Below are 21,657 nucleotides of genomic sequence, written 5' to 3'. Positions count from 1 at the left end.
AAACTATTTAATGAAGATTTTAGTAATAGGAGAGGTATTTCTAGATGAAAATGTTGTAGGAATATCTGAAAGATTATCACCTGAATCGCCTGTCCCAATATTAACAAACTGTAAGACCACAGAACATCTTGGAGGTGCGGCTAATGTGGCAAAAAATATTTCTAGCTTGGGATGCGATGTAAGTTTACTTACATTGTTTGCAGATGACATCTATGGAAGGGAAATAAAAAACAAATTATCAAATTACAATGTTAGCATTATAAATTCTAATACTTTCCCGACAAAGACCATAAGAAAAATTAGATATCTAGTGAAAAACCAACAATTGTTAAGGCAAGATATAGAAGAGAAATTCGATAAGCTTTCATCAGAATATATAACTAACCTACTATATTCTATATGTCAAAGATTTGATATGATAGTTATTTCAGATTACAACAAAGGATTACTTTCGACATTAGTAACTAATAGATTAAAATCTATCAAACCTAGCTTAATTATATTACTAGACAGTAAATCCGTCAGTAAAAAATTAATAGATGGATCTACGCTATATAAGCCGAATTCCCACGAATTTAATCAGATTATTGGTAATTTATCTAATGAATTAACGAATGATTTAACTTCTATAAATGATAAAATTAATATATTTTATGAAAATTTCTCACCTTTAAACTTATTACTCACCCTAGGTGATGAAGGAAGTATTCTTGTAATAAATAGCAATGGAAATAAGCAACAATTCAATTTGCCAGTTTATAAGAGAGATGTTTACGACGTTACTGGAGCTGGAGACACTGTTTTATCGGTATTAGCTGTTTGCTTGGCACAAAATATTTCTTTGGAAGATTCAGCAAAAAGAGCTAATTATATAGCGTCAAAATCTGTGATGTTTCAAGGAACATATACACCAACTAAACAGGATCTTATCGATTCAAGTTGCTTGAAAATATTTACAAATGGTTGTTTTGATGTTTTACATTTAGGTCATATTAAATTACTTAAATACTCTAAATCTCTTGGAACTAAGTTGATTATAGGACTTAATTCTGATGAATCAGTAAGAAGGCTAAAGGGTGAATCTCGTCCTTACAATACTGTTTCTATACGTAAGGAAATCCTCGAAAATATTAAACATGTTGATGAGGTAATAATCTTCGATGAAGATACACCTTACGAATTAATAAAAAAGATTCAACCAAATATTATTGTAAAAGGTGGCGATTATGAACAACATTCAGTAGTTGGTAAAGATATTGTTGAATCTATGGGAGGTCGGGTTGAGATCTTTCCTTATATTGAACATTATTCAACAACCTTGTTGTCTAATAAAATAATAAATAATCAATAATGAATAAAGTTTTGTTCTTAGACCGTGATGGTGTAATTAATTATGATTATGGTTATGTTTATAAAACTAATGATTTAGTCTTTATTAAAGGAATTGTTAATCTAATAAAAAAAGCGAAAGATTATAACTATAAAGTTATATGTATTACAAATCAAAGTGGAATTGCTAGAGGTTTATATAGTGAGTCTGATGTTCATCATTTTATGAAGCATTTGAATGATAAATTGTATGATCTGATCGGCACAAGGTTAGATAAATACTATTTTTGTCCTCATCATCCACATATTCGGCTAAACCACTATGGCAAAAAATGTATTTGCAGAAAACCTTCTCCAGGTTTATTCTATAAAGCCTGTAGCGAATTTGATATAAATACTGCTGAATCGATTTGTGTTGGAGATAAAATTACTGATTTGATTTCAGCAGAAGCAATTAAAATTAATAGACTATACTTATATTCACCTAATGATAACATTAATCTACCTAAAAAATACAAACTTATAAATTCATTTGATCATGTTGTTTTAAGTAATTAATTTTTTCCACCATTTCTTTTATCTTTATTCTTTAATAATGCTTAATATACTAATTAAGTTTTTGCAAATCTACTTTCATATAAGTTACTTTATCGTTTCTCGCCGTTCATGATTTTATTATCAGCTATTAAATATTCATTTGCAAATTCTTCAATATCTTTATCTCCATATAAATCCAACTGATAACCACAGCTTTTAATAGTTGAATTTGCGATTTTTTGTGCCAGTAATTCCTTATCGATATTTTGATAACCTTTCCTTTTCTTGAATGCTTCCTTGTTTTCTGAAAGTGAAAAAATCATGGCACTTTCTTTTGAAAGTCCAAAGCCAGTTGAATTACAAAATTTCTTTGTAAAATCTTTTGTTACTCTTTCAATTAAATCTTTTGTTGGTTCTTCAGCTGCAGAGAGTGTTTTTATTGGTAGTAAAGTTGTATTTGAAATTAATGTGAAAACACAAATAAAAAAGATAAGTGCAATTTTTTTTTAACTTTTGCGTCATTTTGCTGTTATTCGATAGAGATAATTTAGTACCTTTAATTATGATCTCACTTCATTCGATATAACCTTTAACATAATCTGCTAATAAGAGTTTTCATTATGATTAATGTAATTATATATCAATTATATTATTAACGATTCTTTTTAATTCTTACTAATTTTATAACAATTTAATTCAATAATATTAATTTCTTATCCAAGGATCTATCTTCAACGTATTGCTTGCTGTCATTTACTATAATTTAATTGTATAAAATGTTTCATAGGAAAGTATTGTGATTGCAGCTTCTCTTCCATCTGACTTGATTAAAAATGCGTCAGTTGCTTATATTCATTATTTAAGTTTTATGCTTTGTTTCGGTGCGTTGATATATGAACGTATCTCTTTGAAAGTTGATTTGAATCGAAAAGAGGCAATATCAATGGTTGTAGCAGATATTATCTACGGTGTTGCTGGTATAGCTCTTTTGGTAAGTGGTATTTACAGGGTAATAAAGTTTGGGCAAGGTTCTGAGTTTTACACCCAAAATCCTTTGTTCTGGACAAAGATGGTTGTTTTTGGTTTGGTAGGATCATTATCACTTTATCCCACTGTTACATATGTTTTGTGGGCTTTACCCTTAAGTAAAGGTGAGTTGCCTAAAGTAACTAATAATTTGGTTTCTAGATTAAGGATGATAATAAATATCGAGCTTTTGGGTTTTTCTTCTATACCATTTTTTGCAACACTCATGGCAAGAGGTGTTGGTTTGTCTTGACTTAATACTTATGAAAATTACTGGAGAATTAATTAATAGCTTTTATTAATCTCTAATTAATAGAACATTAAAATAGGGATATCATTTTTAGTTGAAAGATTTTTAAACATATCTAAAAAGCATTTTCTCTTTTGAGATCTTGATATACTTTGGAAATTAATAATTTTGATAGTATTTCTCTTCAAAGATTTCTGAGTTGTAGGTATAATTAATATTTTTTTTAATGCTTGCTCTTTTGTCATTTTCTTTATAAACAGATCTTGCTAGTTTGATAAATTCCTCATCAAACTCTTGTTTTCTTTCTTTTATTCTAATTTTATCTTCGATTTGCCATAGACTACGATTAATTTGCCTAAGTTCATTCTTTAAATCTGTATTTACTTCTAATTCTTTTTCTTGCAAAATATCTTCAAGTAATTTTAGCTCTTTATTTACATTGTCTAACTGATCTTTTCTCATATAATTTTTTTTTATTTCTAGGATTGTAATCTTATCTATTAGCTCACCATATGATATTGGAATATAAATTTTCGATATTTTTTTGTTGTTAAAAGTCATTTAATTCTGCCTTTAATTTGTTCGATACTCTCTCTATTACTTCTCTCCAATTATATCTTTCTTTTTGGCGAAATAATTTCATTGATGGATACCAAAAAGTAGTTTCCTTTTTAAGCCCCCATCTCCATTCAGGCATATCTCTAAGTAATAACCAAACGTTTTTTCCCATACCCCCAGCAAGGTGAGCTACTGACGTGTCTGAAGTTATTATAATATCACAATTAGATATTATTGCTGACATTTCATGGAAATCCCAAATAATGTCTATTTCTCTTTGACAATTTACAAATTTTTCTTTAAAAGAGCATTCTTCTAATTGTTCAGAGCCAACCCCTTTTTGAAGAGAGATAAAGCTTAATTCAATTTTGCTCGCAATAGTAGAGAAAAGCTCTAAGGCTAAGGATCTTCCTTTTTGTATACCTTTCTCGGTCTCTGGATTTCCCTGCCAATTAATCCCAATTATTGGCTTTTTTTCAAGAGATAGAGCCTTTTCCCATTTCTTAATAAGTTTATCGTTTGGGATGATATATGTATTAGTAATTATCGGGTTTTGGGGACTTACTTTTAGATATTTAGGTATTGATAATAGTTGAATCCATTCACCTTGCTTAATTGAACTGATTTGATTAGGTCTTAATGGATTTGAATCAATCCCCGATGCTTTTATCAATGAATGTAATTTCTCTTGTGCACAAAAAGATATATCTAAACCCTGATTTTTTAAATAAGGGATATAACGCATAAATTGCAATGTATCTCCTAAGCCTTGTTCACTTATGATTAGAAGTTTTTCCCCTTGCTTAAAAATATCTTCATCATGCCTCCTTAAAGTTGTATATGCGTGAGGGAGTATTGCTTTATTTTGTTTGAATCTAAATTCATAATTATCTAGACCAGATTGATAGTTTGAGTGAAGTAGTTGAAGTAATGAAAGGTTAAAATAAGCATCCGCAAAATTAATATTTAATTCTATAGCCTTACGAAAAGCCTTTTCAGCGTCTTTTGGTTTATATAGATACTTTAATATGGTCCCCAAGTTGTTATATGCTTCAGGATAATCTGATTGAATTTCTATTGCTTTGCGTGTTGATTTTTCAGCTTCTTCTAATTCCCCAAGGTCGATAAATATAGCTCCAATTTTAAGATGAAAACTTGCTGAATTATGTCTAACTCCAAGTGCATTTCTTAGAAATAGTTTTGCCTCTTCTGATTTACCAAGATCTTTCAATAAATTTACCATATTGGAATACGCCTCGGCATAATCAGGCTTGATTTCAATTGCTTTTCTAATTGATATTTCGGCTTCTTTTGATTTACCAAGATTTCTCAATATGATTCCTAGATATAAATGTGCACTTGCAAAATCAGGTCTCAGTTCAATAACTTTATTAATAGATAATTCAGCTTCTTGTAATTCACCAAGATCTCTAAATACATTTGCCAGATTGGAGTGCGCTTCTGCATAATCAGGTTTTAGTTCAATTGCCTTTCTAAAAGATATTTTGGCTTCTTTTGGTTTGCCAAGATCTTTCAATATGATTCCTAGATTTAAATGTGCATTAGCGAAATCAGTTTTTAGTTCAATTGCTTTTAAGTATGAAAATTCTGCGTCTTTTAATTCACCAAGATCTCGCAATACATTTCCCAGATTGTAATGTGCCTCTGCGAAATCAGTTTTTAGTTCAATTGCTTTTCGGTATGAGACTTCTGCGTCTTTTAATTTACCATTATCTCTGCATATCACCCCATAGTTAGAAAAAACCCTGTGATCAGCAAAGCCTAAGTTAATAATGTTTTGGTAATGTTTAATTGCTTCAATGATTTTCCCATTTTGATGAAAATTTATTGCTTGATTAATTATTTGTTCGGGTGAGTTTTTTGAGCGAGTATTAGTAGTAATAGTGATCTTTTCTTTAATTTCGCCTAAAGCAAATGGAACATTGAATGTTTTGATGCCAGTTGCCTTCTTATTATTTTGCTTTTCTGTATCAAGTTCTTCCATTTTTTCTCTTCTAACCTTTGATCTCAAGCATTTTACTATTAACTCTAATCCTTGTTCACCTTGTCAGAAATTAATTAGGGATTGTTTTTTCTGACTATTGGAAAGCTGCTTGAAAAGTGTTCTTCGCGTATATTAGTAGCCATTCATAAGGAAGGAGATTGATGCTATTGATTAACAATTCGCATTAAACAATTGGCCATGATTCTAATTCCTCCTTTGAGTTTATCCCTTGTTTGTCTCAAGTAACTTTTCACACTTTTAACTAACAACTATGCTCTTTGTATTATGTCTACTTAGAAATTGTAAGATATTTATTGAATAAGGTATTAGTTTTTAACTAATGCGTTTGTTGCGATTTCTTTTTTAAGTGCGATTGATACTCTTTCCATCACTTCTTGCCAATTATGTCGCTCGTGTTGTCTGAATAATCTCATCGATGGATACCAAAATGTTGTTTCTTCTTTTAGTCCCCATGTCCAAAAGGGTATATCTCTTAAAAGTAACCAAACTTTTTTTCCCATTCCTCCAGCTAAATGAGCAATTGATGTATCACAAGTAATAATCAAATCGCAGTTCTGGATGATGGCAGCATTTTCAAGAAAATCCCAAGTGGAATTAATTTGTGGTTGGCATTCAACAAACTTATTTTTAAATGAGCATTGTTCTAATTGTTCTGAACCAAACCCTTTTTGTAGAGAAAGTATTGATAGTTCATTCTGCTTAAAAAGAAGCGAGAAAGTTTCTAAAGGAATTGATCGTCCGTGGTAAGAACGCTTTTCCATCTCCGGGTTTCCTTGCCAATTAATCCCAATGATTGGTCTTTTTTCTTTAGAAAAAATATTTTTCCATTTTTGAGTGAATTGATCTGTTGAAAATATGTATGGTTGAGAAATGATTGGATTTTTTGGACTGATTTTGAGATGTCTAGCTAAAGATAATAGTGGAATCCATTGACGTGCTGAAACTTTTTCTACTTGTTCTGGAGTTAATGGATTTTGATCAATGGCTGAAGATTGGATCAATGAATGTAGTTTGGTTTGAGCAGAAAAAGAGACATCAAGACCTTTCTTTCTTAAATAAGGTATGTATCTCATATATTGAAGTGTGTCTCCTAAACCTTGCTCACTAATAACTAAAAGTTTTTCTCCTTTTTGAAATTCTTTATTATCTTTTCTTTTGATTTTTGGCTTGCAATGAGGAATAACGGGTTTCTTTTTTATTAATCTAAATTCATAGTTCTCTAGACCATCTTTATAATTTCCTTTTAAAAGTTCTATTAATGAAAGGTTGTAATAAGCCTCATTAAAATCTTGATTAATTTCAATTGCTTTGCGCAGAGAAGACTCTGCTTCTTTTAGTTTACTAAGATCATCCATTAATACAGTTCCTAGATGGTTATAAGCTTCTGCAAAATCAGATTTAATTTTAATAGCTTTGCGAGTTGATATTTCTGCTTCTTTTAAGTTGCCTTGATCTCTATATATTATTCCTAGATTATAATGCGATTCTGATGAATTAGGTTGGAGTTTAATTGCTTTGCGTGTTGACATTTCGGCTTCTACTAGTTTTCCAAGATCTATCAAAATAGTTCCTAAATTGTAGTGAGCTTCTTCAAAATCTGATTTAAGTTCAATCGCTTTACGAGTGTTGAATTCTGCTTCTTTTAATTTACCAAGATCTTTCAATATGATTCCATAGTTAGAATAGACTCTGTGATCTTTAAACCCTCGATCAATGAAATCTTGATAATATTTTATAGCTCCTTTTATATCCCCTTGTGAATGACATTTAAATGCTTGATTTACTAGGTATTCTTTAGATAGTTTAAAAGAGGTGCGAATACTAATATCATCATTGATTCCTTTTAGAGAAAATGGTACGGAAAAAATTCTAATCTCATTTTTTTGATGATTATTATTATTATTTTCTTCTTCTTTACCTTTGGTTGACATGTCTATTTCGTATTTTTTTAGAATAAACCTTCTCAATTATAATTGCTGTCTAAGTTATCTGTCATTGTTTGAATTTATAATACAAATTTATTAAACTATTGTGCAATTTATATATTATAAATATTTTTTTCATGATACATCTTTAGATAATTATTAGTTCCTTTAGTACCAAAGTTGCTAAAATCACCTCCTTTTGAGTTTGGGAACCATGCATCTTTATGCTGCGCAAGTATTGTGCCTTCAGGAAGAACATAACTAGTATTTAATTTTTTATGGTTAGGAGTAAGAGGCATAAAGAAACCTAAAACATGATTAAGTTTCTGTCCAAAAAATGCATAGGCTCTTCCTAATACTCCTGGCCCAGATGGGCAAACAGGAGAAACCCCATAAGATTCATTTGAACAATTTTCTAAAACTAAATCTATTGCCTTAGACATTATTGGATGATTTTTCTCAATATAAAAAAATGAATTTTGTATTGGGTAAACCAATTTATTTGGTAATCCAAGTCCATCTCCTCGATCAATAAATCCTAAAAATTCAAATTCATATTTAGTATTGGAAAATCTTGCTGAAGTAAGCCTTATTGAAATATCAGCATACCAACCGCCATAAAGATAACTTATGCAATATCTTGCTAAATCAGCCTTGTAGGCATAAGGCTTTAATTTGTTGAAAGCTGAAAGTACTTCTTTCCCAAATTCTTTCTTGATTAGTTCTATTATCATCTCCTTACTATAAAGAGTGTAGGTATGATCAGAGTAAGCTTCTCTGAATATGCTGGTTGCTTCTTTTAAAGGAGGTGGTAGCTCTTCTTCTTTATCAGTAATAAATATTTGGAAAGCATTTTTAGTCATTTTTTCTAGTCTTATGAATTAATTAAGGCTCAAAAATTTTTATGACAAAGAAATTATTTAACTTTGTCCGCATTTTAAAAAATTGTGCTCAGATTTTCATACTACTTTGCTTTCATTAAGTGCAAGCAATGTTTAAGCGTTCCAATTTAGGTATATCTTAGCAATATTTAGCCGTATCTAGCCATTAATAAGAATTTATTCTTGCTTCGCTAAGTGTTGTAGAACTAAACAGCGGACAAAAGTCCTTACTAGCAAGTTGATTTTCGGATATTTTCTTTAACATTAAGTATTAGGGAATATCAAACTTTCAACCATGAAGAAACGTGTTATTTCCTAATCCAATGAGGGTTGTTGCTAGCATTGCACCATAAATAAGATGAAAACTTTCTAAATAATTGGTAGCGACTTGGATTATTTCAATTGGTTAGTTTGATTCAACATATGTAATTCGATGCAACTCTTCCTCTCGTTATTTAGAATTTTTTTTTTATAGATTAAGACTAATAATTAATTTATAACTGGTAGTTTGTCATCAATACTACTTTTAGCGATAGCTATGTTTTAAGGAATTGGATTGACTGCTGATTCTTTAAATAACAATCGAGTAAGAAAAATCCAGATTTTAATCTGGAACCAAGTCAAAAGCAATTACTATCCTTTCTGTATCAGTCGAAAAGGGTATGGTCCTGTGGTGCAGGGAAGAAGGGAATAAAACTATATCTCCTGCTTCTGGCTGATGTATTAATTTTGGAGAGTTTGCATCAAAATAATTCTGACCATTTAAACTGAATTCAATTGCACCTTCATCCTTATCCATTGGAGGAACAACCTTCAGATAAATTACTCCACTCAGCCATCCACCAGGATGTATGTGAGCACTCTGATATCCTTGCGTTTTAAGAACTACATGCCACGCTTTTAAATCTTTATTAGATGGCCATTTTTGAATATAGGAGCAAGAATCTTTTTTGAATTTTAAAAAATAAGAATCTAATTCTTTTACAATTATTGATTTAAGATATGAAATATTTTCAGATGAGTTAGAAAACAAATTTATATCATTAGGAGTTTGAAATCCATTATGAGTTGCCTTGTTTAGAGGTTCCCATATGGTTTTAATATCAGATAATTCATTAATTATTTTTTTTATAAATTCCTTATAGTTTTTAACATAAAAGTTTAGGTTATTAAAATGTAAAAATGAAAGTGGGTTTGGACAGAAATTATTATAAGTTTCTTTGTTTTCCCGCTTTGAGATAAATGAAGAGAATGCTGCAAGTCTTATGTTCTCATTATCTATTTCACAGGAATTTTCTATTCTATTAAAAATCTCTTGAATCCTACCTAATGAAAATAGAATTTCTAAGGAAAATGCTCTGCAATTTTTTGTATTACATGAATCTGAATCTTTTAATGCTTTCTCAAATTCTTCTTTATCAAAAAACAATTGTGCTCTATTCGATAATGCAAGAGTGTAATCTGGATTTAACTCAATTGACTTTGAAAAACTAATTTCTGCTTCTTTTAACTTGCCAAGATCTTTCAATATGTTTCCCAAATTGCAATGAGCCTCTGCATAATTAGGATTAAGTTCAATTGCTTTACGAGTTGATATTTCTGCTTGTTTTAACTTGCCAGAATTTTTTAATATGATTCCATAATTAGAAAAAACCCTATGGTCATTACATCTTTGCTTTATTAACTGTTTATAATATTTTCCTGCTTCCAAAATGTTTCCTTCTGAATGAAACTTAAATGCTTGATTAATTATTTGTTCTTTAGTAAGTTGAGAAGGAGAATTAGTACTAATAGTAAAATTTTCTTTAATTTCTCCTAGGTCAATAGGAATTGGGAATGTTCTTAATTTGGAGCTTCCTTCCTTTTTATCGATTGTTCTCTCAGTCATATCTATTTTTTTCAAAGAATCAATTTCATTACGATTATAACTTTCACTAAGGTTTTTTACGTTAAAAGGAATATTAATCCATGCCTAATGGAATGGGTTAATATTCCTTTTAAAGGGAAGTGATTTGTCCAGATCTCTTGAAAAATAAAGGCGATATCTGATTTTCCAGCTTTTTTGCTTTACGAAAATCACTTTCCCTAAGGGAATATTATCGTGAACTTTAGCAACGCTAATTACATTAACGGTTTGACTCTCTTCCCCTCCCGTAGGCTAGAGAGGACTTAGGAACTGCAATCGCGCTTGACTTAAGCGTAATGACCAAGCTTTGCCATATTTGGAAGACAAATAATTGAACATGCTGGACTATCTGCTTATTCCTCACATAACAATCGAGGGAGAAAAATCTAATAATCATTTTATTGATTATAAATTATAGTTTATAAAATTAATTCTTTAAAGCCCATTTCCATGTTTGAGTCAGCCCAGCTTCTAAAGTTACTTTTGGATGGAAGTCTAAATGAGCTCTTGCTTTGTCAATTGAGGCAAGTCTTCTTATAGGTTCATCATCAGGATAATATTCTGGATATGGAGTTAACTCATAACTAACATCTATATTAATTGTTTTACGAAATAATTTAACTAAATCTATCATTGATATCTCAGGTTTGTCATTACCAATATTATATGTCTCTCCATTGACTCCATTTTTTAAAACTCTCATTATCCCTTCAATTGCATCTGTATAATAACAAAAAGTTCTTGTCTGTTTACCATTACCGTATATATTAATAGTCTGCATTTTTAATGCAGATTTGATTAAATTTGGAATCATTCTATAGTCTGTTTCGATAGACATACCTGGGCCATAAATATTAAATGGTCTAATTATATTGGTACTTATATTGTATTTTTTGTTGTATATATAGCATAAGGTTTCTCCAAGTCTTTTGCTTTCATCATAGCAAGATCTTGATCCTTGACATGATACATAACCTTTATATTCTTCTTTTGTAGGTATATTTTCTGGAGAAGGGTTGCCATAAATTTCGGATGAAGAGAAGAATATGAATCTTGCATTCCACTCTTTACATTTTTCTAGTAACTTCCTTGTAACGGTTGTACCAATGTCTACTGTCTCAAGAGGATATCTATTGTAATATACAGGACTAGCTAGACTGGCCAAGTGAATAACAGTATCAAAATCTTGTAGTTTATCAAAGTCAAAATTAATTAAGTCAGCTTCGATAAAGTTATATTTAGAATTAGTTGTATAAATATTTGATTTATTAGAACTAATGAAGTTGTCTATACCAGTTATATTAGTAATCGATTCGAATTGATTTGAATTTATAAGTTTAGATAAAATATGCGTTCCTAGAAAACCATTTGAGCCAGTCAGAAGAATTTTTTTCATCAATTATTTCACATTAAACTTTCTAATTATATGTTATGGAAGAGCTATTACAAAAATATTAGATTCTTTTTTGTAATTATATGACTTTTATGATTTAGCTTTGATCAATCTTTTAACTCCTTAAATTTGTAATTAAATAAATGCATAAAGTCATTTTTATGAGATATTTATAAGGTTTAGCTGGTTTTTAATAGATTTAGCTTCATTTAGATTAATTCTTGTAGGAACAAAAGGGTTTCCAATTATCTTCAATGAATTTTCCCTGTTGTGCTATTTTTACAGCCTCAGTAAAAAATGTATAATATTCTTTGTATATTTCATGATCATTAAATAGATACTTATGAGCCCTTTCTTTTAATTCATCTTTTGTGTTTTTAAGAAACAAACTGTTGTTTGCATATTTTTTACACCAATTTATATAATCTTCTTTTGATTCAGCAATAGGAGGCTTTTTAACGCCCATCTGTTTATAGCCTGAGGCAACTAAACTACCTCTTTGACTGAACGGATATGTAATAAATGGTATACCAAAAGCCATCGCTTCATAAAAAGTATTTCCGCTTCCAAAATAGAACGGATCTAACATAATGTGACAATTTTTTGTTGTATTTATAAAATCATCCTTAGACATTCTATTTAGAAATATTGATCTTTCTAGTAATAAATTACTTTGTTTTTTCCATCTATTTTTTAGGTTTCTTGTTTTATATTCCTGTTTATCTTTTAGAAGGATTAAATATGCATTCTTTATCTCGCTTAAGATTGATTCTAGTACTTGATCGAAATCAGGATGAAACTTAAATAACGACTGAGTAAGTCCAATTTTAAAATGATTATCAGAATTTATTATACTTGTACTATTTAATTTGGATTCATTGATCTTTGGAGTGGGATAATTGAAAGGCAATCTACTGAATTTTATTAAGCGTTCTGTATAGCTAGATGATGGGTGATGAGGGACTATATCGTTAGTAATAAAATAATCTATATTCTTAATTCCAGATGTATTTGGATGACCTAAGCTAGTTGCCTGAACTAACGCTAATCTTGATAATGCAAGAATGTATGTATAGCTAGACATACCAATATCTGGATAAAATAAAACATCTAGATTGTCCGCAACTATTAATTTACTTGCTTTTTGAGGTGATTTTGGAAGACAGTTCACTCTTTCAAAGTTGTTTCTAACTAAATCGAGCTCTGAATGACTGATTGTATTAGGCGGAATATAAATATTAACTTCAATACCAGCTTTTACTAAATCTAATAAAACTTTTGTATATAATTTACCGATTGTATGACTCTCTCTAAGAAATGCAGAGCAAACACCTAACTTTAAGTTAGTTCTTTTTGATGAAGTTGCAAGATATTTTTCCCTAGAAAAACCTTTAAATGTTATTCCTTCCACTTTGGATATTGTATTACTTAACTCTTCGAGAATAACCTTATCATCTAGTCTATTTTGATAAGCAAGATAAAAAATATTTGTATTAAAAATGTCTGCGCTTTCATAATAAATATTTTTATTATTCTTTAATTTTTTTAATTGTCTTTGGTATTCTTTACGCTCAGTATTTATCTGTTCAATATTATTCATTATTGGCGATAATTTTAATTTCGAACTTATAAAAAATAAAATATTATTTGGTTTCTTTTCTAAAGCAAGTAATAATTGTTTATTTGCCTCTTTCTCTTTTCCAAGATCCTCTAATAAATTACCTAGGTTCATATATGCCTCTGCGTAATCTGGTTTAATTTCAATTGTTTTGCGATAAGAAAATTCTGCTTCTTGTAATTTGCCAAGATCTCTTAATATGTTTCCCAGATTTTGATGCGCTTCTGCATAAAGAGGTTTAATTTCAATTGCTTTACGCGTAGATAATTCTGCATCTTGTAATTTGCCAAGATCTTTTAATATGTTTCCCAGATTTAGATACGCTTCTGCGAAATCAGCTTTGATTTCAATTGCTTTAAGCGTAGACAGCTCTGCTTCTTGTAAGTTATTAAGATCTCTCAATATGTTTCCTAAATTGTAATGCGAATCTGCGACATTAGGATTCAGTACAATTGCTTTTTCTGTTGCTTTTTCTGCTTCTTTTAATCTTCCAAGATCTCTTAATATGTTTCCCAGATTTTGATGCGCTTCTGCATAAAGAGGTTTAATTTCAATTGCTTTACGCGTAGATAATTCTGCATCTTGTAATTTGCCAAGATCTTTTAATATGTTTCCCAGATTTAGATGCGCTTCTGCATAAAGAGGTTTGATTGAAATTGCTTTACGGGTAGATAATTCTGCTTCTTGTAAGTTATTAAGATCTCTCAATATGTTTCCTAAATTGTAATGTGAGACTGCGACATTAGGATTAAGTTCAATTGCCTTATCTATAGCTATTTTTGCTTCTTTAAATTTGCCAAGATCTCTCAATATGTTTCCCAGATTGGAATGCGCCGTTGCGAAATCAGATTTAATTTCAATTGCTTTGCGAGTTGATAATTCTGCTTCTTTTAATTTGCCTAGATTTTTTAATATGATTCCATAATTAGAAAAAACTCTGTAATCCTTGAAACCCTGATTGATAAAATATTGATAAAGTTTTTCTGCTTCTAGAGTGTTTCCTTCTGAATGAAGCTTAAATGCTTTGTTAATTATTTCTTCTTTAGAAGGTTTTGAAGGTCTAGAAGTACTAAGAGAAATATTCTCCTTAATTTCTTCTAAAGTAAATGGGACTGAGAATGTTTTTACTTCAAATCCTGCTTGCTTTTGATTTTTTTTTCCTTCGGTCAAATTATTTGTTTTGCAAAGGATCTATTAATGAAGATTATACCTTCTACTAAAGTTTGACTTTCAAAATGAATTGATCCTCTGCAACGCCATCAGTAGCCCATCTCCATGAAAAGGGGAAGTGATTAGTCCAGGCCCACTGAGAGTACAGACGTTTGCTGGTTACCCATCTCTTTTACCTAGGATAAAACTTCTTTCTCTCTGGGAATAGTTGGGTAACTTTATCAAGGCTAGTTATGTTAATAGGTTTTACGTCTTTACTTCCCACAGATTCGATACTTCTATGGAGCTGCAATTGTGTGCTCTAGCCAAAGCGTAATGCCCTCGCTGAGGTCTTTCTAAAACTCTTTTGTTTATAAATGCTTTGCCGACTTAAGTTTTTTGTTCCTAATCTATAAGTAATAAACAAAATTTGTTTATTACCCTCTTCTTATCAGACAATGTCTATTGGTATAACTAGCTTTTTTGAACGCTCCCTGCAAGATTCGAACTTGCGGCCCACTGCTTAGAAGGCAGTTGCTTTTCTCCTCTAATCAATTGGTATAACTAGGTTTAGCGCTAAATATTATAAAGTTATGCGCATCAAGGTGCGCACTATATCCATAACAAGATTAATTGGAACTTCTCGCTAAATTCCTCATCCTCAGGTTATTCTTTTAACATGGAATTAAAGGGCTACCATCCGTTGCAGGAATAACTACTGTAGTATCTATCTTTAAAAGCAAGTTCATATCTTGGAGTACATCTATAATTGAAGATTCCTCCTCAGGAATAGCAAGAAAATTTCTACAATCAAGATTAGTACCTAAGGTTACTTCGTTTAACATATAAACTCTATATCTCTTGGATTTAAAGTAACTTTTAAGGTGTAATAAATTATTTCTGTCTGTGAGTAAATGAGCTTCAAAGAATATAAATGGTTTTGATTGATTTACAATTTCATGAGCGCCCTTCAATACATCTACTTCCATTTTCTCAACATCAAGATGCATAAGGAATATAGAATTTGTTGATCCTAAACATTCACTTGCTAATTCATCTAAAGTTCTAGAAGAAGTAACTTTAGGTGAATCATTTTTTGTTTCTTTCCATCTTCTATCAGTATTCCAGGAAGGAAGATCATCACGAAAATGTGTAAAATTAATATCATTCTTATATGAACAAATAGAACATTGAGTAATTAAATTATTGATTTTATTTTTATCTGCAATCATGTCTATCCAATCAATATTTTTCTGTGAAGGATCTATCGCTAATACCCTTCCTTTTTTTTGCTCAATCATTTTTGACCAAACCAAGGAATTATCACCAATCCAACATCCTATATCAATAACATCTGATTTCCCAGGCACTGGAAGCATATTCAAAATGATTGAACTTATTCTTCTTAGAAGGACTTCTCTTTGAAATCTAATAGGAAAATTCTTCCTTGCATATTCGTCAAACTTTGATCCTTCATTCGAACTAGGAATAATTATTTCAATATTAGATTCGTCAGGGAAAAATACAGAGGAATCCATGAAGAATCAGTTTTGATTTACTTAACGCTCTCATTTTAATCAATCGAGGTGAAAAATTATTCATCTGCTTAGGCTTCACCTCTTATTTCTCGCACGCTCATAAAGTTCCCACAGCGAAGGAAATCAGCATCTTTCTCCGATTTTTTTTAAAATTGTGTGTAGATTTTCATACCTCTTAGCTTTCATTTAGTGCCAGCAATGGTTTCAGCGTGCGCATATTAGCAATATTTAGACATATCTAGGCATGGCGTCCAATGCAGTAGTTCTTAGTAGAATTACTGTAATCTCTTGGTAGCACTTTGGTTTGAGTACGCTCCCTGCAAGATTCGAACTTGCGGCCCACTGCTTAGAAGGCAGTTGCTCTATCCAGCTGAGCTAAGGGAGCAGAGTTAAGTTGGATGGTTTGCTCACTTGGCTGGTCACTGAGTAAGCAAATCAATAAAAATCAACTAACTAACTAACATTACATTCAGACGCAGCAACAAACAATCTAAATTATCAGACCCGTATCAGTCCCTTTGGATTCCAATAATTGTACTTCTGCCAGCTTTTTTCTTCTGCATTATTTCTTTGGCTTGTGCTGGCTCTTATCTTTGGAAGTGAGCCTCATTACACTTCAAAGCTTTTCCTGATAATTCTTTGGCCTTGATAGAGCAGGCAGGGCTATTTAATTTATTCAACAATCTCTTCTGGATGAGCTTCAATTACTCTTCCATGTTCGTTCTCTTATTAATTTTAGAATCGGTCAAAATCTTTCTGATAGTCTTTGGCATTTTGATGCTTTGTAAAAATTTTTGCAAGAGCTTTCTTTGGTTTATTTTTATGAGATTAAAGATTGAATAAATAGTTTATATTTTATATATAGATTTTAAAAATAAACTATATATTTGGCTATCATATATATAGTTTATTTTGAACTTAGAGATCTTGATGCTAATATTAGTCTCTAAATTAGAATTTTATAAATGACTAATTGGAACCTTCCAAAGAGTAAATGTAATGATTATGAAGCTAGATTTAGAGAAATTATTTCAGACCCATTAAATCTTATGATTTCAAGAGTCCCTGACGCAGGTTACTTGGAATCAAATCATGTAACGCTTCACAATGGAGTCAAAGTAAAGATAGAAGGGGAATATTCTTATTATGATAAATTTAGTAAAATATTACTTTTAAATAGAGGAGTTCATGAGCCATTAGAAGAATTTGTTTTTCAAGAGTTAATGAAGAAGATAAATGAGTTCCCTAGGATGATTGAGCTGGGAGCTTATTGGGGGCACTATTCAATTTGGTTGAAAATTACTAAACCAAACTCAATATTGGACCTTGTTGAACCTGATATTAATAATTTAAATACTGGTAAGTATAATTTTGAAAATAATGATATTAATTTAGAAAATGTTCGATTCATAAACGAAAAGGTTGGCAAAGATTATTTTTCTATAGATGAATATATGAAAAAAAATAATATTCACCATTTGGACATTTTGCATTCTGATATCCAAGGTTATGAGCTAGAGATGATTATAGGAGCGCTCGATTCATTCAAGAAAAGATTAATAGATTATGTTTTTATTTCAACCCATTCTAATATTATTCATTATAATATACTTGCTCGATTAGGTTTATTTGAATATAGAATAGAAGTATCATCTGACTTTGAAAATGAAACCACTAGCTTTGATGGATTTATTTTTGCTTCAAGCCCAAATGTAAAACCTTTATTGCCTAATTTTAGGCCACTTCATAGAAGTGAAATAGCGCATAGTACTACTACCGATCTCGTAAATTATATTAAAAATATCACTCAATAAATTAAGATTTTATTGAGTGATATTTTTAATATAATTTTCGAAATTGTTCTTCTAAAGCTAATTAAGCAAAAAGTAATCTTAAACTCTTAGTCTGTTTAAGACATATATAAGCTTTGAAGCGGAAATTTATTAAATCCATATTCTTTCTCATCCTATTTGTTTCTTAATGACTACCCAAAAATGTGCTGCTTTTTTGCAGCATTCCGAAGTCTTTTTCCCATTTAGCTAATACAGCCATCTAGTTGCTCATATAGCGGCAACATAACCTCAAGCTGAGCTATTAGCAATTCTTATTAGCCACTGAGTTGGTTGTTGTGCTGCTTAAAATAACATAGAAAAACATAAGCTTATCTATAGTTTTATTAGGTCAGACTAGGCCTACTAGCTTGGGATCAATTCTATTGGTGTTGGCATGACTTATTTTTTTAACCCTTGTTGCAGTACTTATAATGTCGTTTTTCTATCTGGTTGGGCCAAGGGATCCTGAGTCATCTTTAAGAGAAAATATTAAGGAAGCCCTGATCTAATAATTGCTATTTTAGCCTTCATATTTACATAGCTGCTCACAAGGCGAATTAAGTACACCAAGAATAGCTTGGTTATTCCTTTTTTGAAAAAGGCTCTTTCTAAAGATAGGAAAGTAAGATGCATATGCAAGAATTAAGCATTTGTAGGCCTTTATGTTTGTTTTTTCTGGTTTCTAGTCTTTTGAATTTTTATAGAGAATTTTTAGGTTGAGAATTATTTTTACTACTTCTTATGATTAGGTCTTATCTTAGATGTATAGAAATGATAGAGATGATTTCAAGAAGATTGACCAAAACACAAAAATCTGAAATCCTTGAGGCTTATAAGGATGGAGATAATACTAATGTCCTAGCAATAAAATATAATTGCACTACAAATACTATAAATAGAACAGTTAAAACTTTATTGTCAGAGACTGAATATAACCTTTTAAAGAAAAAAAGATCGAAGATTATAAATAAAAGCGAGAGTTTAAGTGCTAATAAAACTGTAAATGAAATAAAGCAAGATTTTGAGAACGAAAATTCATTAATTTCATCAAAAGAAAGAATTAATGTAGAAGATCTAAGTGTAAAAGTAAGTGGAGAATCTTTTAGACCTGACTTTGATGAAATTACTTCTTTTGATCTTGATAAAACTGATGACTTTCGTGAGCAAATAGATTCTGAAAATCAAAAAAATAATCTGAATAACGATAGCAATAATCAAAATTTTGAGGAAATTGCTCCTTTGATTTCTAGTTTTGATTTTGATATGGAGAATCAAAAATCAGATTTTGAGATTCTTAATTATGAAAGCCTTCCAGAGAGCGTTTATATGATTGTTGATAAAAAAGTAGAGCTAGAGTTACAGCTTATTTCTGATTTGCCAGAATGGAGTTTTTTACCTGAAAATGAATTAAAAAGAAATGCAATTTTATTATTTTCTAATCAACGGTCTGCAAAAAGGATTTGTTCAAGGAATCAAAGAGTTATTAAAATACCAAATACAAGTGTTTTTAAACTCTCAAAATCATATTTAATCTCCAAGGGCATTACTAGATTAATTCTAGAAGATTCAATAATAGGCTTGGATGATTAGTTTTTAAAAATTAATTTTTATCTTTAGTGTCAATAGTTAATACTGAAGTTATCCCTCCAGAAAGTAATCCTAATGTAAATGATGTACCCATTATGAAACCAATAGGAAGAGCTACAGTTTTATTAATTAAAAAATCTAATTTATATTTTTTCTCTAGGTTTTGAGATCCAAGACAAAGAAAGAAAATTAGTAATATTGCTGAGGCAATATTTAGAGTTAGAAGTTGTAGTTTGAAAAACATTTACAAAAGTTTTAAATTAAAAGTAATGTTTTAATTAGCTTTAAGCGAAAAAGTTTATTTGTCAAGTTCCTTATGTAATTTGGAATAAAGCCATTTTTTTTCATAACCTGTTTCATCTGCAATTTTTCGAGCAGCGACATTAGCCCTTTCTCCTTGTTTGATTAATTTATTGAGTTTATTTAGAGCATTCGATTCACTTGTTTTATTCTTTTGCTTATTAGTTTTGCCTCCTAGAACTATTGTGAATTCTCCTTTTGGCTTTTTGTTAAGAAAATATTTAAGTACCTCTTCAATCGTTTCCCCAATTGATTCTTCATATCTTTTTGTAAGTTCTCTTGCTATTTGAATAGGGCGATCTTTTCCGCATAAAATAGATAAATCTTCTAAAAGTTTTATTAATTGATGAGGTGACTCATAGATTACTGTTGTTCTACCTTCTTGAGAAATATCTTCCAAACGTTTTTTTCTAATGCTTTGTTTTTTCGGAAGAAATCCTTCAAAACAAAATCTTTCTGTGGGTAATCCACTGATTACTAATGCTGTTGTTGCTGCGCAGGGACCAGGGATGCAAATCACTTCAAAACTATTTGACCTGGCAGCATGAACAAGTTCATGTCCAGGATCATTAATACCTGGTAAGCCAGCATCACTAATTAAAGCAATACTTTCATTGCTTTCTAGTATTTCTAATAATTGAGATTGCCTACTCTTCAAATTATGTTTGTGATAACTAAGTAGAGGTACCTTAGATTTGATTGTTTTCATTAGTTTTCCACTTCTTCGAGTATCCTCACAGGCTATTAGAGATACATTTTTGAGAATATATTTTGCTCTTGGAGATAAATCATCTAAGTTTCCTATTGGTGTTCCTACTATGTAAAGAGTTCCTGGGCAAGGTTCTGATCTTTCTTGTTGAAGCCGGTGATTATCAATTAAAGCCATTATGTCAATTGATCTTGTTGTGCCAGAAGAGGTCGAATTAACGACTTTATTGGATGAACTTAAAAAGCTTAGCTGGGCGGCTGCTGATGTTTTGATGGCTTATGCAAGAGGCCAAAAACCGCCATATGGATTTCAAAAGTCTTTAACTGTAGAGGAAGGTGGAGATGGTCCAGTATCAGCAGCTGATATGGCAGTGAATGAATTATTGATCTCCGGATTGAAGAACAATTTTACTTATGATAAATGGGATATTTTAAGCGAAGAGACTTCTAAAGAAAAAACTTTTGAACGAACACACTTAAAAAACGATTGGTGCTGGATTATTGATCCACTTGATGGGACAAAGGATTTTCTTCAAGGATCTCAAAACTATGCAGTTCATATTGCTTTGGCATACAGACAAAAGCCCAAAATAGGGATAGTTTTGATTCCCGAAAAAAATGAATTATGGTTTGGAATTATTGGAAGTGGTGCATGGTGCGAAAATCGTGATGGTTCTAAAAAGTACATTTCTTTTAGTGAAAGGCTAGCTATTCCTGACTTGGTTCTAGTCTCAAGCAAAAATCATCAACAATTAAAACTTCTAAATCTCCTATCATTTTTTTGCTTTGCTAAGACAATAAAAATAGGTAGTGTTGGTTGTAAGGTTGCATCAATTTTACGAGGAGAAGCTGACGTTTATATCTCTTTATCTGGCAGAACCTCCCCAAAGGATTGGGATATGGCCGCTCCACATGCACTTATTGAGGCAGCTGGTGGAATTTTCTCTCATGCAGATGGTACAGATTTGATCTACCAAAAAACTAACTATTCTCAGTCTGGTTGTTTAATAGCGAGTCATGGAAAAAATCATCAAAAGATATGCCAAAAAGCTATGGAGTTTTTCTTCCTCGAAGAACCTGAGTATAAAATCTAA

The 21,657-nt window shown here is 30.7% G+C and carries 18 protein-coding genes and 1 tRNA gene; 7 read left to right on the top strand and 12 right to left on the bottom strand.

The genetic code is table 11. From position 1 onward, the window contains the following. Positions 1-10: 10 nt before the first annotated feature. Both O5639_RS04690 and O5639_RS04685 read left to right on the top strand, forming a co-directional pair. The gene (locus O5639_RS04690; protein ID WP_269625316.1) at positions 11-1,351 is read left to right on the top strand and encodes a PfkB family carbohydrate kinase; all 1,341 of its coding nucleotides are present in this window, start codon (positions 11-13) and stop codon (positions 1,349-1,351) included. Further along, positions 1,351-1,887 carry a D-glycero-alpha-D-manno-heptose-1,7-bisphosphate 7-phosphatase gene (locus O5639_RS04685; RefSeq protein ID WP_269625315.1) on the top strand — a complete coding sequence of 179 codons (537 nt, stop codon included), beginning with the start codon at positions 1,351-1,353 and terminating at the stop codon, positions 1,885-1,887. Before O5639_RS04690 ends, O5639_RS04685 begins: the two co-directional genes overlap by 1 nt. An 89-nt stretch (positions 1,888-1,976) precedes the next feature. Here O5639_RS04685 and O5639_RS04680 read toward each other — a convergent pair whose 3' ends face one another. Further along, positions 1,977-2,189, bottom strand: coding sequence for a hypothetical protein (locus O5639_RS04680; RefSeq protein WP_269625314.1), 213 nt, complete (start codon positions 2,187-2,189; stop codon positions 1,977-1,979). Here O5639_RS04680 and O5639_RS04675 point away from each other — a divergent pair. Continuing rightward, positions 2,188-2,376 (top strand): hypothetical protein, encoded by a 189-nt coding sequence (locus O5639_RS04675; RefSeq protein ID WP_269625313.1) that lies wholly within the window; start codon positions 2,188-2,190, stop codon positions 2,374-2,376. The two genes, O5639_RS04680 and O5639_RS04675, sit on opposite strands and share 2 nt — an antisense overlap. 283 nt (positions 2,377-2,659) lie before the next feature. Beyond that, positions 2,660-3,145, top strand: coding sequence for a DUF2214 family protein (locus tag O5639_RS04670; RefSeq protein WP_269625517.1), 486 nt, complete (start codon positions 2,660-2,662; stop codon positions 3,143-3,145). Between the two features lie 156 nt (positions 3,146-3,301). Here the strand turns inward: O5639_RS04670 and O5639_RS04665 are convergent, their stop codons facing one another. The 9 genes from O5639_RS04665 to O5639_RS04625 form a co-directional block, all read right to left on the bottom strand. Continuing rightward, a complete protein-coding gene (locus tag O5639_RS04665; protein ID WP_269625312.1) occupies positions 3,302-3,703 on the bottom strand; it encodes a DUF6165 family protein in 402 nt (133 codons plus the stop codon). Next, on the bottom strand, positions 3,693-5,705 hold the full coding sequence (locus O5639_RS04660) for a tetratricopeptide repeat protein (RefSeq protein ID WP_269625311.1): 2,013 nt from the start codon (positions 5,703-5,705) through the stop codon (positions 3,693-3,695). The genes O5639_RS04665 and O5639_RS04660 overlap by 11 nt, the downstream gene beginning before the upstream one ends. Before the next feature lie 326 nt (positions 5,706-6,031). Then, entirely contained in the window at positions 6,032-7,657 is a 1,626-nt protein-coding gene (locus O5639_RS04655; protein WP_269625310.1) for a tetratricopeptide repeat protein, read from the bottom strand. Positions 7,658-7,764: 107 nt separating this feature from the next. Further along, on the bottom strand, positions 7,765-8,514 hold the full coding sequence (locus tag O5639_RS04650; RefSeq protein WP_269625309.1) for a glycosyltransferase: 750 nt from the start codon (positions 8,512-8,514) through the stop codon (positions 7,765-7,767). A 622-nt stretch (positions 8,515-9,136) separates the two neighbouring features. Further along, positions 9,137-10,420 carry a putative 2OG-Fe(II) oxygenase gene (locus O5639_RS04645; RefSeq protein ID WP_269625308.1) on the bottom strand — a complete coding sequence of 428 codons (1,284 nt, stop codon included), beginning with the start codon at positions 10,418-10,420 and terminating at the stop codon, positions 9,137-9,139. Positions 10,421-10,865: 445 nt separating this feature from the next. After that, a complete protein-coding gene (locus O5639_RS04640) occupies positions 10,866-11,834 on the bottom strand; it encodes an NAD-dependent epimerase/dehydratase family protein (RefSeq protein ID WP_269625307.1) in 969 nt (322 codons plus the stop codon). Positions 11,835-12,045: 211 nt separating this feature from the next. Beyond that, positions 12,046-14,619 (bottom strand): tetratricopeptide repeat protein, encoded by a 2,574-nt coding sequence (locus O5639_RS04635; protein ID WP_269625306.1) that lies wholly within the window; start codon positions 14,617-14,619, stop codon positions 12,046-12,048. Between the two features lie 653 nt (positions 14,620-15,272). Beyond that, positions 15,273-16,136 carry an FkbM family methyltransferase gene (locus O5639_RS04630; RefSeq protein WP_269625305.1) on the bottom strand — a complete coding sequence of 288 codons (864 nt, stop codon included), beginning with the start codon at positions 16,134-16,136 and terminating at the stop codon, positions 15,273-15,275. A gap of 311 nt (positions 16,137-16,447) precedes the next feature. Continuing rightward, positions 16,448-16,521, bottom strand: a tRNA-Arg gene (locus tag O5639_RS04625). Positions 16,522-17,101: 580 nt separating this feature from the next. Here O5639_RS04625 and O5639_RS04620 point away from each other — a divergent pair. After that, entirely contained in the window at positions 17,102-17,950 is an 849-nt protein-coding gene (locus O5639_RS04620) for an FkbM family methyltransferase (RefSeq protein ID WP_269625304.1), read from the top strand. Between the two features lie 813 nt (positions 17,951-18,763). Beyond that, positions 18,764-19,558, top strand: a complete 795-nt coding sequence (locus tag O5639_RS04615) for a hypothetical protein (RefSeq protein ID WP_269625303.1) — start codon at positions 18,764-18,766, stop codon at positions 19,556-19,558. Between the two features lie 10 nt (positions 19,559-19,568). Here O5639_RS04615 and O5639_RS04610 read toward each other — a convergent pair whose 3' ends face one another. Both O5639_RS04610 and rsmI read right to left on the bottom strand, forming a co-directional pair. Continuing rightward, positions 19,569-19,799: a hypothetical protein gene (locus tag O5639_RS04610; RefSeq protein WP_269625302.1), complete on the bottom strand. Its 231-nt coding sequence runs from the start codon at positions 19,797-19,799 to the stop codon at positions 19,569-19,571. A 54-nt stretch (positions 19,800-19,853) separates the two neighbouring features. Beyond that, complete coding sequence (rsmI, locus tag O5639_RS04605; protein ID WP_269625301.1) at positions 19,854-20,741, bottom strand: 16S rRNA (cytidine(1402)-2'-O)-methyltransferase; 888 nt, start codon at positions 20,739-20,741, stop codon at positions 19,854-19,856. A gap of 1 nt (position 20,742) precedes the next feature. Between rsmI and O5639_RS04600 the strand changes: the two genes are divergently transcribed. Further along, entirely contained in the window at positions 20,743-21,657 is a 915-nt protein-coding gene (locus O5639_RS04600) for a 3'(2'),5'-bisphosphate nucleotidase CysQ family protein (RefSeq protein WP_269625300.1), read from the top strand.

Origin of the sequence: Prochlorococcus marinus str. MIT 1214, from assembly GCF_027359355.1 — a bacterium.
Taxonomy (GTDB): Bacteria; Cyanobacteriota; Cyanobacteriia; order PCC-6307; family Cyanobiaceae; genus Prochlorococcus_B; species Prochlorococcus_B marinus_F.
Note: the sequence above shows the minus strand (reverse complement) of the source record. Positions and strands in the feature narration are given on the sequence as shown.